Raw genomic sequence first — 15821 nt, 5'->3', positions numbered from 1 at the left:
GGGGGGGGGTGTCCACCCCCCCCGCCCCCGGCCCCCCCCCTCAGCCCCCCCGGGCCGCCCCCCCCCCCCCCCCGGCCCCCCCCCCCCCCCCCGTTTCCGGGGCGGGAGGTCAGATGGGCGACGGCTCGAAATCGCAGGTCGGCCGGACGCGGCGCAGGACTGCGATCGTGTGCGGATGCTCCGGGCCCAGGGTCTCCCCCAGCCTCTGAACTGCCTCCCGCTCGTGGCGGGCCGCCTCCTCCGCCCGACGCATCGCCCTGAGGTCGTCGGCCAGGGCGGCCCGCGCGGAGAGCGCCACCGGGTGCCATCCGCCCAGCGCCTCCTCCGCCCGTACCTGGGTCACGCGGCTGAGGGCCAGCGCCCCCTCGTGGTCGTCCGCCCAGTGGCGGGCTGCCGTCAGGTTGATCGCGCAGCCCACCGTCCAGGGATGGCCGGGGCCGACGGCCTCCGCCATCGTGGTGTGCGCCTCCTCGGCCCCGCGCAGGGTGCCGGCCACATCGCCCATGGCGGCGAGTACCAGGCCCAGATTGCCCAGAGTGCCGGCGGTGTACGGATGGTGGGGACCGAGCAGTCCCAGATACTGGCCGTGCACCCGGACGGCCAGGTCGTGGGCTGCGGCCAGTTCGCCGTACTCCCGCAGGAACATGGCCAGGTTGGCCTCCATCAGCAGCGTCTCGGGGTGTCCGGGGCCGTGGACCTGGCGCGCCTGGGCGACCGTGGCGCGCAGCAGGTCGTCGGCCGGCCGCAGGTCGCCCAGCAGCCGCCGGCAGATGCCGAGCTGGTGGTGGACCAGGATGCTCTCGGGGCTGTGCTCGTCGGCGATCTGCCGGCGCAGCCGGGCGATCTGCTCCAGCCGGGAGGCGGCGTCGCCGTAGCGGCCCAGCAGGCGGGACATCTGGGCATAGGAGGCGCCGCTGCCCAGGGTGAGGGTGTGGCGGGCGCGCAGCCTGCGTTCGCGGACGAGCAGGACCTCACGGTGGACGTGCAGCGCCTCCTCGTACCGCCCGAGCAGGCCGAGCGCGAGCCCGAGGTTGCTGCGCGAGGCGAGGGTGCGCGGCGCCTCGTCGCCGAACAGCTCCCGGTAGGCCTGCCACCCCTGCTCGAACAGCACGTGGGCCCGCTGGTAGTCGCCGAGGGCGAGCAGGGTGCCGCCCAGGCCGTCGTTGGCCCGCAGCAGTTCGGCCGACGAGGTGTCACCGGTCTCGCCGAGCAGTTCGACCACGCGCCGACCGACAGCCTCGGCCTCCCGGTAGCGGCCGGAGCGGCGCAGCATGTTGGCGTGCTGGTGCTCCAGGACCAGCACGGTGGGGTCGGTGGGCGGCACCCGGCCGCGCAGCTGGGCGAGGGCCTGCTCGCACAGCCGAAGGCCGGTGCGGTACTCGCCCCGGACACGCAGGTACTCCACGCAGTTGCGGACCAGTTCCTGAGCGCCCGGGTCCCGGCTGCCCAGCGCGCCGGAGGGCTCCAGATGCGGCAGCAGCCTGGTGTACGCCGGCCAGTCCCGGCTGTCCGTGGGGCGCCGGGGGTCCGCGTCCACCAGCACCCGGCAGGCGACGCCGGACAGGAGGTCCCGCTCGTCGTCGGACATCCCCAGACGCAGGAAGCGGTGGTAGATCCGGTGCATCTGCGCGTGGTCCACCCGGCCGTCCCGCGACTCCTCGGCCGGGGAGCCGAGCCGGACCGCCGAGGACTCCGAGAGGCTGACCAGCGCACGGTGCCAGCCCACCTGATCGGCGACGAGCTGCTCCAACTCCGGGGGGAGGACCCCGCTCCTCGGCCCGGCGAGCAGGTCGAGCGGGATCTCGTACGGCGAGAAGAACGCGAGGAGCTTGAGCAGTTCGGAGGCCATCGGGTCCTTCTCGCGCAACGCGTTCAACGCGAGGCGCCAGCTGGCAAGGAACGCCATCGGGTAGTCCGCGGAGATGCGGATCGCGATCTGTTCGGGACTGCCCTGACTGATCTCCCGGACGTACGCGCGCACGTCCATCGGGTTGGTGTCGAGCCATGCGGCGGTCTGGGCGAGCAGCAGCGGCAGGTCCTGGACCGCCTCGGCGAGTTCGCCGGCCTCCTCGGGCGTGACCCGCGGCGCCTGGCGCACCACGTAGGCGATGCTCTCGGACCGGGTGAAGGGGTGCACGGCGATCTCGTGGCAGCCGTGGTGGTGGCTCCAGTCGCGGGTCTGCGAGGTGATCAGCACGTGGCCGCCGGGCGGTAGCAGGTCGGCCTGCTGGGACTCGTCGTCGGCGCCGTCGAAGATCAGCAGCCAGCGCCGGTAGGGATGTCCGGTGCGCAGCGCCTCGTGCACGGCCCGGATGCGCTCCCCGATGGTCTGGCCGGTGCGCAGCTCCAGCGCGGGGGCCAGGGCGGCGAGTTGCTCGCGCGCCGTGGCCCGGCTGTCGGACGCGATCCACCACACCACGTCGTAGTCGTTGCCGTAGCGGTGGGCGTACTCCACGGCGATCTGGCTCTTGCCGACGCCGGACGTGCCCAGGAGCACGACCCAGGGGCTCGAGTCCGTGTCGAGCAGTCTCTCGCGCAGTTCGTCGAGTACCGCTTCGCGTCCCGTGAAGCGGCCGTTGCGGCGGGCGACGCTCCAGACGTCCGGCGGGTCGTTGGGGAAGCGCGGACCGCCTCCGGTGCGGGCGTCGTGGTCGGGCTCCTCCGCTACCGACAGCCGCCGGCAGACCCGGCGGATGGCCTCCGCCTCGTCCAGGTACTGCAGGTCCACCGGGATCAGCGCCGCGAGGACCGGCGCGACGGCCCGCGTGCTGACGCTCACCGCGGTGAAGCGGTCCATGTCCGCGGTGCCCGAGAGCTCCCGCAGAGCCTCCTGCCATCGCTGGCTACGGGCGGGTGTGGGCACGGCGTTCCAGTCGTCCAGCACCAGGAGCACCAGGTCCGGCGCGTTGCGCAGTCGCCGCAGCTGACCGGCGATGTCGGCGTCGGCGTCGAGCTCCCATCGGTGCAGGGTGGTGCCGCAGCCGCGCAACTCCAGCTGGTGCGCGATCCACGTGGCCCACGGCCGGCTGTAGCCGGTGTGGCTGATGACGACGTGGCGGTCGCCCCGGGTCCTGGCGGGGGCGGCGGGGGTGACGGCGTCCAGTTCGAAGACGGCGCCGCTCCCGGTGACGATCCGGACCGGTCCCAGTCCCACCTCACGTACGGCTGTGTCCCCGCGGCCGACGAGGACGGTGCCCCCGCCCTGCCCGGCGTCCAGGCTGAGCACCCGCGGGTCGGTGTCCGGAACCTCCAGGGCGAGGTCGCCGGGGCGGGCGCCGGTGTCGAACAGCCGCAGCCGGCTGCCCTCCCGCCGCAGATACAGCCAGACGGTGGGCAGATGGGGGGCCAGCGGCACCACGGCGCTCAGCGGGAGCCGCGCGGGCGCGGGCGGAGCCGGCACGCTCACGCCGGGGAGTTGCCGGGCCGCGGCGACGGTGGCCAGCTGCCATACGGTCGTGGTCCGCCGGACCCGCTCCGGCAGCCGCTCCCAGGCGCCGGAGAGCCAGCGGGCGATGCCGTCACGGCGTTCGTCGACCAGGGCGCGCAGGGCGGGCCGCAGGGCCTGTTCGATCCGCTCCTCGGCGCCGGGCCGGTCGTCGCGTACGGACTCCCAGACGGCCTCCTCCTCGGCGGCCAGCGCCGGTGACAGGCCGGCGTGGCAGCGGAGCACGGTGTCGCGCAGCCGGGTCAGAGGTGCTCCCGGAGGCGCTGCCCGCAGCCGGTCGCCGAGTGTGGCGCGCAGCCCCGGCAGCACCTCGGGCCGCAGCATCACGAAGCCGTGCCCCCGGCGGCCCACCAGGTCGCCGAACCAGAGGTCGTGCTCGGCAGCGACGTCGAGCCGGGGCGCGGCGAGCAGCCGTACCGCCCGGACGAGTTCGGGTTCGATCCGGGTGGCGACGCTGAGCAGGACGGCGAGTTCGCCCCCCGCGTTCACCGTCTCGCCTCCAGCACCTGGCCGACGGTGGTGCCCCGGTCCCAGACCACCGCGGGCAGCACGCCGCGGATCCAGTGCGGCCAGCGGTGCCGGGGCAGCGGGACGAACGCGACCGCGCGGCATCCGGCCTGCTGGATCTGCCGTACGGTGAGCCGCCATTCGGCGGGCGCGGCCCGCCAGGGGTTGAGGAACGGCCCGCCGGCCCCCAGGTCGGAGAGGATCAGCACCTGGGTGCCGGGCTGCGGCGGCCGGTACGGGCCCCAGGTCGCCCGCTGCCCGTCGCCGGCGCCGCGACCGGGGACGTCGGAGAACCAGCGCACCCGGGTCCGGGCGGGTCCGGCGACGGCCTGGACGGCGGCGATGACGTCGTGCACGTCGCGTGCGAACGGCTCCATCGAGGCGGAGACGTCCGCGAGGATCTGCACGCCGTACCGGAGGGTGGGCAGCGGCCGCCGCGGGATGTGCGCCACCGGTCTGCCCCGGGCGATGCGGTGGGCCGCCGCCTCGACGTCCGGTTCGCCCTCGGGCCGGGTCCGGGACAGCGCGGCATGCAGCACGGCGGCCGTGGACCGCGGGGCGAGCAGCGGCAGATGGGGCGGCTCGGAGCCGACTGCGGCCGCGACCGGCAGCGGGTCCGACCGCCAGGATCCCGGATGGGCCGCGGCGCGGCCGACGGCCTGCAGCACCTGCACCCCGTCGGCCGGCTGCGGGCGGCTGCCGTCGCCGGGAACCGCGGCGGGGGCCGGATCCGGTGGTAGCCCGCCCGCTGCACCGGCCGGTCCGGGGCTGCGCTCGGGCCGCAGTCCCCGTCGTGCCCCGGCCGGGGTGAGGGCGGCCCCCGGTGCGGGGCCGGCGGGGCCGAGTCCGAGCAGGGCGGCGATCCGGGCGTGGTCGGCGGCGGTCCGGGCGCCGGTGCTCCGCGCCGCGCGCACGAGGTCGCCCAGCCAGATGTCACCGGTCACCGGAGGCCTCGGGCAGCTGCTGGCGCTTGATGAGGACGTTGTCCGTCAGCCACGACCACTCCTCGGTGCCCGGCCGGATGCCCAGGGTCCGGCAGGCGATCAGGGCGTCCAGGTACTCGGCGGTGCTGGGCGGGCGGAAGTCCTCCGCCACCGCCTGCTCCCGTACGGCGAGCAACTGGTCGGCCACCGCCCGCGCGAGGCTGCTGTCCGCGGCGGTCATCTCGCCGTCGAGGGCCGTCAGATGGGCCTCGGCGATACGCAGCAGCATCTCCCGGTCGTGGTCGTGCAGCACGGTGACGACGCAGCGGCGGAGGAACGCCTGGGGCAGTTCGCGCTCCTCGTTGGTGGTGATCACGATGAGATGACGGGCCCCGAGGGGCTCCTCACCGGCGGACTCCTCGCCGGTGGCAGGCGGCTCGCCGCGGATCTCCGCTCCGGTCTCCTCGACGACGAAGCGCCAGGTGCCCAGCGGGACGAGCAGGCTGTTGGGCAGGTCCGGGTCGGCCTTGTCGATCTCGTCGATCAGCACCACGGCGTGATCGCGGCTGCGCGCCTCGTTGATCTGCGGATACGGGTCCCGGCATGCCCGGGGGGCCAGCCCCGACCGGCCCCGGCGGGCGGCGGAGGCCGGTGCGAGGGCCCACCACAGCACCCCGGGCTGTACGTAGGCGGCGTCGTCGGGGCGGTGGTCGCCGTCCCGGTACACCTGTGCGTCGCCCAGCCGGCGGACGCTGTCGTAGCGCCACAGCAGCTCCCGGGGCTGGGTCCGGTGGGTCACCACATGCTCGTAGTAGCGCCAGCCCAACTGCCGTGCGATGAACGGGGCGAGGGTGGACTTGCCCGAGCCGGGGCTGCCGCGCAGCAGCAGCGGCCGCCCCGTGGCGAGCGCCACTTTGACGGAGAACTCCAACTGCTCGGGCATGACATAGACCCTGCCGTCGGCGCGGACGGCCGGCCCGGCGGCCTCGCCCTCCGGCGCGTCCTGGGCCTCGCCGTGGTCCATCATCGTCCTCCTAGCGCCTCACGCGCGGGTAGGCCGTACGCCATTCGCGTGCCGTACGGATCGCCAGCTGCTCGTCGTCCGCCCCGAAGGGCGGCTGGAGCACCCGGAGGCCGCCCCGGCCGTCGGCGCAGTCCGCGCGGTCGACGGGGTACGGCGGGATCAGCAGGATGTGCAGCCAGTCGAGTTCGTCGTGCAGCCACCGCACGACGCGCCACGCCTCGTCGAGGGTGCAGTCGTGGGCGTCCACGACCAGGTAGTGGTGGCGGTCCGGGCGGGGCGGTACGGCGTCGCGGAGCGGCTGGTCGCGGCGCAGCCCCAGCCAGTCCCGCAGCTGGGCGAGGCACTGGGCGCGCAGCGCCGCCTCCGCCTCCTCTTCGCCCAGCGCGCCCACCGATACGTGCCGGTAGGCGTAGCGGGTGCGGTTCATGCAGAAGGCCCGGTGCAGATAGTGGGTGCCGGTCTCGGGGTCGTGGACGTTGAGTACGATGGCGCAGCTCTCCGCCGCGTCCTCGGCCGGCACCACATGGCGGGCGGAGGCGGCGTCCACCCAGACGGGCAGCACCAGCTCGACGAGGTTGCTGAGCGGGGTGCTGTCCATATGCCGGTGGACCACCTCGATGGCCGCGTCCACCCGGTCCGCCCGATGGGTGCCGATCATCTGTGAGGCGACGAACTCGCAGCCGGAGGAGTCGTGGGCGAGCCCGTCCAGCTCGGCGGCGGGCAGTTCGAGCGCGGAGACGACCCGCTCCAGCCGGGACAGGTCCCACAGCCGCTTCAACTGGGCGGCGATGTCCTCGACCCAGGCCCGCACCACATCGTCGCTGACCAGCGGGTGGACGTCGGGGAACGCGGCGACAATGGTGTCGGCCAGCTCCGCGGCGGTCGGCTCCCGCGGTCCGGCGGGGCGCCGAGGGGTGCGCGCGACCTGAAGCGTGGCCAGTTCGCCGAGCGCGGACCCGCGCAGATCGCTGGAGCTGACCGGGCCGACGAACGCGGGCACGACGCGCAGGGCACGGTTGTGACTGCGCCGCCACATCAGGATGTTCACCTCGCGGCTGACCCAGTCCGACTCCAGCGCAGCCCGGTTCACCAGGACGAGCGCGGCGTGGCACTCCCGCAGCCAGTGGTAGAGCTCTGCCCGCCACTCCATGCCCGCGTGCAGACCGTCTGCGTCGACCAGGACGTCGTAGTGCTTCTTGCGCAGCCCCTCCGCGACGAGGGTGCGTACCTCGGCGGCGAACGGATCGCTGTTCGTACTGTGGCTGATGAACACCTTGATCACGCCGGTGGAGCCCCTTCCGCCGCGGTCAGCCGGGCCATCCAGCCCTCGTTCTGTACGGAGATGATGTGCTCGCAGTGCTCGGCGAGGTGCCGGGTGTCCCCGTCGGTGGGCGTCACCAGGCCCTCCCACCAGGTCAGCAGGCGGGCCAGTTCGCCGGCGGTGCGGCTGTACTCCAGATGCTGGGCCGCATAGCGGGAGGCGGCGGCGTGGGCGGCGAGAGCGGTGATCACCGTGGAGGCCACGGGTATCCACGCGGCGGCCTGTCCGACGGCGAAGACGGAGGCCACGGCGCCCAGGACGACGGAGACCGCGGCGAGAGCGAGTCCGGCGCGTTCGAACTGCCGGGTGCGCCGCGCCATGACGCGGGCCTGGGGCCGGTAGTACTCGGTGATCTGTACGCGCAGCCGGTCGCGTACATATGAGTCGCGGTCGTGCACCGGCGGCAGGGGCCGGACGGCCGGGACGATGTCGGCGATGAGCGGATCCAGGTCGGCGGCGTCGGCCAGCACACGGCCGGTACGCGCCGCGAGCTCGGCGTCCCTGCGGGCGCCGTCGCCGTACGGACCCAGTCCGGCCAGGTACAGGTACGTCTCGCTCTTCAGCGTCTCCGACACCGAGCGCAGCCGCGCCCAGGTCTCCAGTCGGGCCGCGTCCGCGCCGCGCAAGCACAACGGGACCGCACCCGCGGCGAGCAGCGCCAGAAAGGCGACGGGCCGGCCGGCCGCGGTGGACACGCCGAGCAGCCGGGCCGCCAGAGCGCCGAGCACAGCGGCTGCGACACCGCAGGCGAGCGCCGCGGTGCGCGCGCGGCCGACCACGTTCTTCTGCCGAACCGCGGCCCGTGACCACACGTTCTGCGCGCGCCACACATCCTCGACCGCGCCACCCCCTGTAGTGCCCACCGGAAAATTCTGACGCGGGTTCAACTCCCGTGCAATGGCTTCGCGTTGTCTCCCCGCTCGCCGGTCTCAGGTCGGCTGCGGTTCGAAGTCCCAGTACGGGCGGACCCGGCGGACCGCGTCGACCGTATGCGGGTGTTCCGGACCGAGCGTCTCGCGCAGCTGCTGGACCGCCTCCTGCTCGACTTTGGAGCCCTCGGTGGCCCGGCGGAGCGAGCGGAGGTCGTCCGCCAGCGCCATCTTCGCCGAGAGAGTCATCGGATGGACCTCGCCCAGCGACGACTTGGCCCGCTCCAGGGTGCCGCGGCTCAGCTCCAGCGCCGACTCGCTCTCGTCGGAGCGGCTGCGGGCGGACGCCAGGTTGATGGCGCTGCCCAGGGTCCACGGATGGTCCGGGCCCATGACCTGGCTCATGTCGCGGTGGGTCTCCTCCGCGATGTGCAGCGCCTCGGCGCGGTCACCGGACTCCCCGAGCACCAGGCCGAGATTGCCGCGGGTGCCGATCGTGTACGGGTGGGCGAAGCCGACCAGATCGCGGTAGCGCTGGTAGACCGTCCTGGCCAGGGTCTGGGCCTCGGAGAGGTCGCCGTGCTCGCGCAGGAAGGTGGCATGGTCGGCTTCCACCAGCAGCGTCTCGGGATGCTCGGGGCCGTGCACCAGCCGGGCCCGCTGCACCGCGCCGGAGAGCAGCTGCTCGGCGGCGCGGAGGTTGCCCTCGCGGCGCCGGCAGATTCCCAGCTGGTGCTCGGCCAGGATGGTCTCCGGGTTGTGCTCGTCGGCGATCTGGCGGCGCAGCCGGACGATCTGCTCCAGCCGGGACGCGGCCTCCGCGTACCGCCCCACCAGCCGCAGCATGTACGCGTAGTTGGCGCCGCTGCGCAGGGTCAGGTTGTGCCGGGACCGCAGCCGGCGCTCACGGATCAGCAGCACCTCTCGGTGGACGTTCAGCGACTCCTCGTACCGGCCGAGCAGGCCGAGGGAGAGGCCGAGGTTGCTGCGCGAGGCCATGGTGCGGGGCGCCTCGTCGCCGAACAGCTCCTGGTAGGCGAGCCACACCTCCTCGAACAGATCGTGGGCCTGCTGGTAGTCGGCGAGCGCCAGCAGGGTGCCCGCCAGGTTGTCCTTCGCGCGCAGCAGGTCGGCGGGGGACTCATCGGCGGCGGAGGCCAGCCCGTCGACGACGCGGCGGCCGACGTCCTCGGCCTCGCGGTAGCGGCCGGAGCGGCGCAGCATGTTGGCGTGCTGGTGCTCCAGGACCAGCATGGTCGGATCGGTGGGCTCCAGCCGGCCGCGGAGCTGACTGAGGGCGAGTTCGCACAGCCGAAGGCCGGTGCGGTACTCACCGCGGGAGCGCAGGTACTCGATGCAGTTGCGGACCAGCTCCTGAACACCCGGGTCCCGGCTGCCGAGCGCCCCGGAGGTCTCCAGATGCGGGAGCAGACCGGCGTACGCCTCCCAGTCCCGGGTGTCGAAGGGGCGCCGCGGGTCGGCGTCCACCAGCACCTGGCAGGCTGTCCCGGACAGCGTGTCGCGCTCCTCGTCGGTCAGCGCGCTCTGCAGGAAGCGGTGGTAGAGCCGGTGCATCTGCACCCGGTCGACGGTCGGCTCCTGACCGGGCGCCGCCTGGTAGTTCAGTCGCACGGCGGTCGACTCCGAGAGTCGGCGCAGCGCGTTGTGCCAGCGGATCGGGTCGGAGACCATCCGGTCCAGATGGCTGGGCAGTACGCCCCGGCGCGCCGACGTGAGCAGGGTGACCGGGATCTCGTGGGGCGCGAAGAAGACGAACAGCTTGAGCAGTTCGGCGGCCTCGGGGTGCTTTCCGCGCAGCGCGTTGAACGCTATCGACCAGCTGGTGAGGAACCCCATCGGGTAGTCCTCGGAGGTCCGGATGGCGATGCCCTCCGGCCGGCCGAAGCGGATCTCGCGCACATAGTCGCGTACGGCCATCTGGTTGGTGTCCAGCCAGGCCGCGGTCTGCGCGAGAAGCAGCGGCAGGTCCTGCACCGCCTCGGCGAGTTCGTCGGCCTCCTCCGGCGACACCCGGGGCGACCGGCGCACCACGTACGCGATGCTCTCGGTACGGGTGAAGGGGTCCACGGGGATCTCGCGGGCGCTGTTGTCCTCGGCCCAGTCCCGGGTCTGGGCGGTGATCAGTACGTGCCCACCGCCGTCCGGCAGCAGACCGGTGAGCTGTTCCTTGTCGTCGGCGCCGTCGAAGATCAGCAGCCAGCGGCGGTGCGGGCGCCCCGTGCGCAGGGCGTCGTGCACCGCGCGGATACGCTCGCCGATGCCCTGACCGACGGCCAGGCCCAGCCGGGGAGCGAGGGCGGCGAGGCGTTCACGGGCCGTGGCGCGGTAGTCGGAGCCGATCCACCACACCACGTCGTAGTCGTTGCCGAACCGGTGCGCGTACTCGGTCGCGATCTGGCTCTTGCCGACACCGGAGATGCCGCGCAGCACGATGCGGGTGCCGGAATTGCCGGCGGAGGAGTCGCCGGCCAGTATCCGGCGCAGCCTCTCCAGGGTCTGGTCGCGGCCGGTGAAGCGGCGGTTGCGCCGGGGAACGTCCCAGACGGAGGGCGGGTCGTTGGGGAAGCGCGGTGCGAAGGCGGACGCGGTGTCCTGCACCACGGGCCGGTTGGGGATGGCGAGCCGGCGGCAGATCCGGCGGATGGCCTCCTGCTCGTCCAGGTCGCGCAGTCCGACCGGGGCCAGGGCGAGGACCTCGGCGGGTAAGTCGAGGGTCGCCACGCTGGCGGTGACGATGCGCTCGGCGTCCGGTCCCACCACGACCTCGCGTACGGCGGTGTTCCAGTCCTCGGGGCGGATCGGCCCGAGGCGGAAGTACCAGTCGTCCAGCACCAGCAGGACGCGGTCGGGTGCCTGCAGCAGCTTGCGGAACTCGCCGGTGAACGGCTGCTTCACGTTCGGGTCCCAGCGTACGAGGGAGGTCTCCATCCCGCGCAGCTCCAGCTGGTGTGCCACCCAGGCGGCCCAGGGACGGTTGAATCCCGCGTAGCTTACGGTGATATGGCTGTTCTGCTCGGCCATGGGGCCGCCTCCCTCATGGACACCCCGGCAGGGCTGGGTCACGACGCACGATAGCCGATCTCCGGCGAGGTCAGGGGGTACATCGCATCGCCCAGGCGTGCCGCGATGTACCGGATGAGCCGCTCCAGATCGGCGCAGTAGACGGAGGGGTGGCGGAACCCGCTGCCCTCCCGGTACCGGTGGACGTAGTTGCCGCCGCCGCACACGGTCAGCAGTGCGCATTCCCGGCAGACCCGGCCGAGGTCGGCGATCCCGCGCTGGCGGGCCGCGACGCCCGAATGGGTGAGGGCCGTGTCGAAGTCGTGCCGGAACACGTCGAGTCCGGTGGCCGACGCTCCGGCGTGGGCGGACCGCAGCGAGTCGACCTGCTCGACCGTGCCGTCGGTCTCGATGACGAGGGTCGCGACGGGTGACAGGCCGACCGCCTCGATACCGCCGGGCCGTCCGAAGAGCAGCCCGATGATCTCGGAGAACAGGCGTATCCGAGGCCCCGGCGGGCGGCTGTCCCACCACAGGTCGAAGACGGTGCAGAGCCAGTCCCCGTACGGGGAGGGGCTGGTGACGCCCTCCGGCCGGGGCGGCGGGCTGGACCAGTTGGCGTGCGGGAGCAGGAAGTCGAGCATCGGGGGCCGCCAGGCGGCGAGCGACCGGTAGACCTCCGCGGGCGGGGAGGCGAGGTCGATCGTGCACAGGATGCCGGCGTAGCTCTCCGGCCGGGCGGCGAGCAGCCGGGCGGCGCGGGCCACCGCCGGGTACGAGGAGCGGCCCGCGTGGTCCGTCCGGCGGCGGTTGAGCCGGGGGGTGCCACCGTCCGCGCTGAGCCCGATCCGGATGCCGGCGGCGCGCAGTTCGGTCAGGGCCGACTCGGTGAGCAGTGTGCCGTTGGTCTGCACCCCGGCGGACAGCGCACACCAGGAGGGAAGCGCCTCGCGAACGGTGCGGACGTAGTCGACGAGCGGCCCGGCGCCGCCCAGCAACGGCTCGCCCCCGTGCAGGTCCAGGCGGACGGCCGGCAGCCGGTGGGTGCGGACGTGCTCGGCGATCCGGCGGGCGGTCCGGCGCATCACCGCCGGGGAGACCCGGACGGGCCGCTGTCGCCAGCTCGTGTCGGGGCCCTCGTAGATGTAGCAGTAGGTGCAGGCCAGATTGCACCTGCTGTGCACCTTGAGCACGAACTGGCGTATCGGCACGGGCACGGGCGTCATTCCGGGCTGTCCTCGTAGTACGCCACCGCGTCCCCCTCCGCCGGCCAGTGCGACAGCAGCCCGGTGAGCACCTCCGCGAGCACCGGGTGCGCGGTCCGCTCGGCGACGGCCCGCGCGTCCAGCCCGGTGAAGTCGGGCAATGGTGCCGACGAGGGCTGCGACCTCACGTACGCTCCGGGCTCGTCCTGCGGATGTGATTCCACGCTGCTGTCTCCTCCGGCCACTGAGATGCGGATTTTCCCGAACATCCGATCTGGTAAACGCTGTCAATCAGCCAGAAGCCTGCAACTCCCTCATCCGCTCAAGGGTCTGCTGAGCCCCCGCGCTGTCCGCCTCCCCGGCCTGCTGCCACAGCTCCCAGGCGAGCTGGTAGACCTGCAGCGCCGTCTGCGGTCCGGCGACGGCCTCCAGGACCTGGGCGCGGCGGTGCTGGGCGCGGGCCGCGAACCCCTTGTCCTTGTCGGCGGCCTCGGCCGCCTCCGCGGCCCGCCGGTAGCAGTCGGCGGCGCGTTCGTGCCGGTCCGGCTGGCCGGAGCGGATCTCCAGCAGGAGCTGTACGTCGCCCAGCTCCAGCCAGCACCGGGCGCGCAGTTCGTGGCCGGGCCTGGGGTCGCGGGCCGCCAGTCCCAGGATCCAGTCGGCCTCGAACAGGTCCGGTACGGCGCCCTGGAGTTCGTACCGCAGGCGCAGCGCGCGGCCGAAGTGCAGCCGCCGGGCGGCGAGTTCCGGCTGCTGCGGGCCCGTCTCGGCGAGCGCGCCGCGCAGTACCTGGATGGCGGCGTTCACCAGGTCCGCCGCTCCGTCCGGGTCGTCGGCCGCCGTGGACCGGCCGCGTTCCAGCAGGGCCTCGCCCCGGCCGGTGAGCAGTTCGGCGTGGGCGGGGGCGTCCGGCGCGGTGAGGGACATCGCCCGGGTGAAGAGCCTGACGGCCTCCTCCAGCGCCTCGGCGCTGCCCGTGCGGGTGTGCCGCAGCCGCTGGGCCGCGGCCATCCGGCTGAGGCAGCCGGCGCGCAGCTCCAGGTCGTCCGGCAGGTACTCCTCGGCGAGTTCACGCGCCTCGTCCAGGGTCGTCAGGCCCAGGTCGAAGGCGGTGGCCTCGTCGGAGCGCAGCTGGGCGTCGGCGAGGTCCAGCAGCGTCTCGCAGCCCTCGCGGGAGCCGTCGGCGTTCAGCCGCCGCAGCAGGTCCATGCCCTGGCGCAGATCGTCCGCCGCGCGCGCCGCGAGCCGTCTGCCGTGCTCGGCGTCGTCGGGCCCGGTCTGCCGGGACTGGCCTAGCTGGGCGCGGCCCCGGGCGATGTGCGCGCGGCCGCGCAGCAGTTCGTCGGCGGGCCAGCGGCCGAGCACCAGGTCCATGGTGGCCTTCGCCTCCATCAGGGCTCCCGCGTCCTTGTCCAGGGCGTGCAGCAGCCGCAGCACGTCGGCGAGCAGGATGGCGCAGCGCGTCCAGCCGGGGCCGCCCTGCGAGGTCTCGTCGCGGGTGAGTGCGCGCAGGGTCGCCGCGGCCTCCCGCAGCCGGTCGGCGGCCTCGTCCTGGTCGCCGGCCGACTGGTGCTCCTCGGCGCGTGCGCGCAGCACCTCGGCCAGGACGCGGCGGGGTTCGGGCCCGATGTCGACGCCGGCCACCGCGTCCCGGGCGTGGTTCTCCGCCTCGGCCAGGGTGTCGGGGTCCCGCCAGGCGAGCCAGTGGTGCAGCAGCGCCTCGGCCAGGGCGGCGTGTTCCGCGGTGCCCGCCCCGTCGGCGGCGGCGGCGCGCAGCAGGCGTACGGCGTCCACGAGCAGGGACCTGCCCTGGGCGCCGGGCCGGCGCAGATAGGCGGCCAGCAGCTCCCGCCCGGCCGTGAACGGGTCCCGGTCGCCGCCGCGTTCGGGGGTCGCGGGTTCGGCCGGGGACACGGCGGGCTGGAAGCGGCGCAGCACCTGCCGGGCGACCTTGGCGAACGGCCGGGGCACCGCCGCGTCGCCGGTGACGGGGGGCTGCTCGGAGCCGGCCAGATAGGCCGCCGCGACGGCCGGGAAGTTGCGGCTCGTACGCCCGTAGGTCCGCTCCACGTACAGCGAGAGGTGCTTGAGGACCAGCCTGGCCTCGCCCGCGGTCAGCCGGCTCTGCAGCAGGGTGTCGACGCCGGGCCGGAACGTGAACCACGGCCCCGAGCCACCGGAGTCCGGCTCCGCCACGACCAGCCCGCTGAGCAGCACCTCGGCCAGCTCCGCGGGTCCGCTGCCGGGCAGCATGGCGCGCTGGACGAGCTGCATCACCGGCAGCGTGAGCGGCACGGCCGACAGGTACAGGGCGAGCCTGCGGGCGGGCAGCGAGGCGGTGGCGTCGAAGGCGCCGAGCAGTTGCTCCGCCTGCTGCGGTCCGGGGCGGGCGGTGGCGGGCCGGGCCGGCTGCTCCGCCTCGTACAGCCAGGCCGCCGCGCCGCGCAGGGTCAGTCCGGAGGCGGCGGTGACCAGCCGGGCCCAGGTGCCGAAGGCCGCCGGGCTGACGGACAGCACCGGGATGGCGCGCCGGCCGCCCAGCCCCGCCTCGCGCCGCACCCGGCGCGCGGGCTGGAAGCCGAGCGGCTGGTGGGCGCCGGGCCGCCGGGTGAGCCGGCCGGGCAGGGCGCGCAGCACGGTGTGGCTCCACAGGCGCTGCGGCAGCGGCTGCACGATCGCGACGGGCGCGCAGGCGGCCCAGCGGTAGAGCAGCCGCTGGAGTTCGCCGCCGCGCCACAGCGGTCCGGAGCAGTCGCTGAGCAGCAGGGTGACCTGGCGTCCGCTGGGGTCGATGAGCCGTTCGGCGCGCTGCGGCGGGCCCGCGCCGGGGCCGTCGAACGGCACGCTGCCCACGGCGGAGCCGAGGGGGCGCAGCCGGTGCACGGTCAGCTCGCGGAAGGCGCCGGAGCGTTCGCACACGCCGCGCAGGTCGTACAGCAGCTGCTCCCATACGGCCATGGAGGCGCTGTCGTCGATGAGCAGCCGCAGCCCCGCCTCGCGCCGCCGGGCGCTGCGCAGCGCGGGGACGATCAGCCCGGCCCGGGCGGAGAGGTCGACGGTGGCGTCCTCGTCGAGCTCCAGCCGGGCCGCCGCCCCGGTCGTGTGGTGCCGGCGCAGCGGCTGCAGCGCCCGCTCCAGCGCGGTGTGTCCGCCGACGGCGGGTGAGCGGGGTACGCCGATCTGCTGCTGCCCCGCCGGCACGGCCACGCCCTGACCGCCCAGCCGCAGGGCGTACAGCGCCGTGTGCCCGGCCCCGGCCGTGCCGCCGGGCCGGCGGGGCGCGCCGTCGTGCGCGCCGCCGTCCGGTTCCCCGTCGGGCTCCTCCGGCGGGGTGCCGTCCTCGCCCGGCGGGGTCTCCCGGCCGGTGTCCGACGGCGCGGCCGGCACCCACCGGGCGAGCCACAGCGCGTCGGCCAGCCCCTCGGCGTCCCGGCGTACACCGGCGTCACCGAGCAGCGACAGCAGCCGCGCGAGCGCGTCCCCGCCTTCCCCCACAGGCACGGCCG

At 74.4% G+C, this 15821-nt stretch carries 9 protein-coding genes; all 9 read right to left on the bottom strand.

Features of this window, described 5'->3' with window-relative positions:
- Positions 1 to 109: 109 nt before the first annotated feature.
- The gene (gene fxsT, locus AB0M28_RS31065) at positions 110 to 3934 is read right to left on the bottom strand and encodes an FxSxx-COOH system tetratricopeptide repeat protein (protein WP_365412424.1); all 3825 of its coding nucleotides are present in this window, start codon (positions 3932 to 3934) and stop codon (positions 110 to 112) included.
- The gene (locus AB0M28_RS31060) at positions 3931 to 4896 is read right to left on the bottom strand and encodes a hypothetical protein (RefSeq protein ID WP_365412422.1); all 966 of its coding nucleotides are present in this window, start codon (positions 4894 to 4896) and stop codon (positions 3931 to 3933) included. The genes fxsT (AB0M28_RS31065) and AB0M28_RS31060 overlap by 4 nt, the downstream gene beginning before the upstream one ends.
- Positions 4886 to 5899, bottom strand: coding sequence for an AAA family ATPase (locus tag AB0M28_RS31055; RefSeq protein WP_365412420.1), 1014 nt, complete (start codon positions 5897 to 5899; stop codon positions 4886 to 4888). Before AB0M28_RS31055 ends, AB0M28_RS31060 begins: the two co-directional genes overlap by 11 nt.
- Positions 5900 to 5909: 10 nt before the next feature.
- A complete protein-coding gene (locus tag AB0M28_RS31050) occupies positions 5910 to 7181 on the bottom strand; it encodes a toll/interleukin-1 receptor domain-containing protein (protein ID WP_365412418.1) in 1272 nt (423 codons plus the stop codon).
- Positions 7178 to 8083 carry a DUF4231 domain-containing protein gene (locus AB0M28_RS31045; protein ID WP_365412416.1) on the bottom strand — a complete coding sequence of 302 codons (906 nt, stop codon included), beginning with the start codon at positions 8081 to 8083 and terminating at the stop codon, positions 7178 to 7180. The genes AB0M28_RS31050 and AB0M28_RS31045 overlap by 4 nt, the downstream gene beginning before the upstream one ends.
- A 66-nt stretch (positions 8084 to 8149) precedes the next feature.
- Positions 8150 to 11131 (bottom strand): FxSxx-COOH system tetratricopeptide repeat protein, encoded by a 2982-nt coding sequence (gene fxsT, locus AB0M28_RS31040; protein WP_365412414.1) that lies wholly within the window; start codon positions 11129 to 11131, stop codon positions 8150 to 8152.
- Positions 11132 to 11169: 38 nt separating this feature from the next.
- The gene (locus AB0M28_RS31035; protein WP_365412412.1) at positions 11170 to 12336 is read right to left on the bottom strand and encodes an FxsB family cyclophane-forming radical SAM/SPASM peptide maturase; all 1167 of its coding nucleotides are present in this window, start codon (positions 12334 to 12336) and stop codon (positions 11170 to 11172) included.
- A complete protein-coding gene (locus AB0M28_RS31030) occupies positions 12333 to 12476 on the bottom strand; it encodes a YxD-tail cyclophane-containing RiPP peptide (RefSeq protein ID WP_365412410.1) in 144 nt (47 codons plus the stop codon). Before AB0M28_RS31030 ends, AB0M28_RS31035 begins: the two co-directional genes overlap by 4 nt.
- A 130-nt stretch (positions 12477 to 12606) precedes the next feature.
- Positions 12607 to 15816 carry an SAV_2336 N-terminal domain-related protein gene (locus AB0M28_RS31025; protein WP_365412408.1) on the bottom strand — a complete coding sequence of 1070 codons (3210 nt, stop codon included), beginning with the start codon at positions 15814 to 15816 and terminating at the stop codon, positions 12607 to 12609.
- Positions 15817 to 15821: the final 5 nt, after the last annotated feature.

The organism is Streptomyces sp. NPDC051940 (assembly GCF_040680895.1).
GTDB lineage: Bacteria > Actinomycetota > Actinomycetes > Streptomycetales > Streptomycetaceae > Streptomyces.
Note: the sequence above shows the minus strand (reverse complement) of the source record. Positions and strands in the feature narration are given on the sequence as shown.

Bases quoted from the DNA above. Each gene is read 5' to 3' on its own strand.
- AB0M28_RS31055 (WP_365412420.1), bottom strand. From the start codon at position 5,899: ATGGACCACGGCGAGGCCCAGGACGCGCCGGAGGGCGAGGCCGCCGGG.
- fxsT (WP_365412414.1), bottom strand. From the start codon at position 11,131: ATGGCCGAGCAGAACAGCCATATCACCGTAAGCTACGCGGGATTCAAC.
- AB0M28_RS31035 (WP_365412412.1), bottom strand. From the start codon at position 12,336: ATGACGCCCGTGCCCGTGCCGATACGCCAGTTCGTGCTCAAGGTGCAC.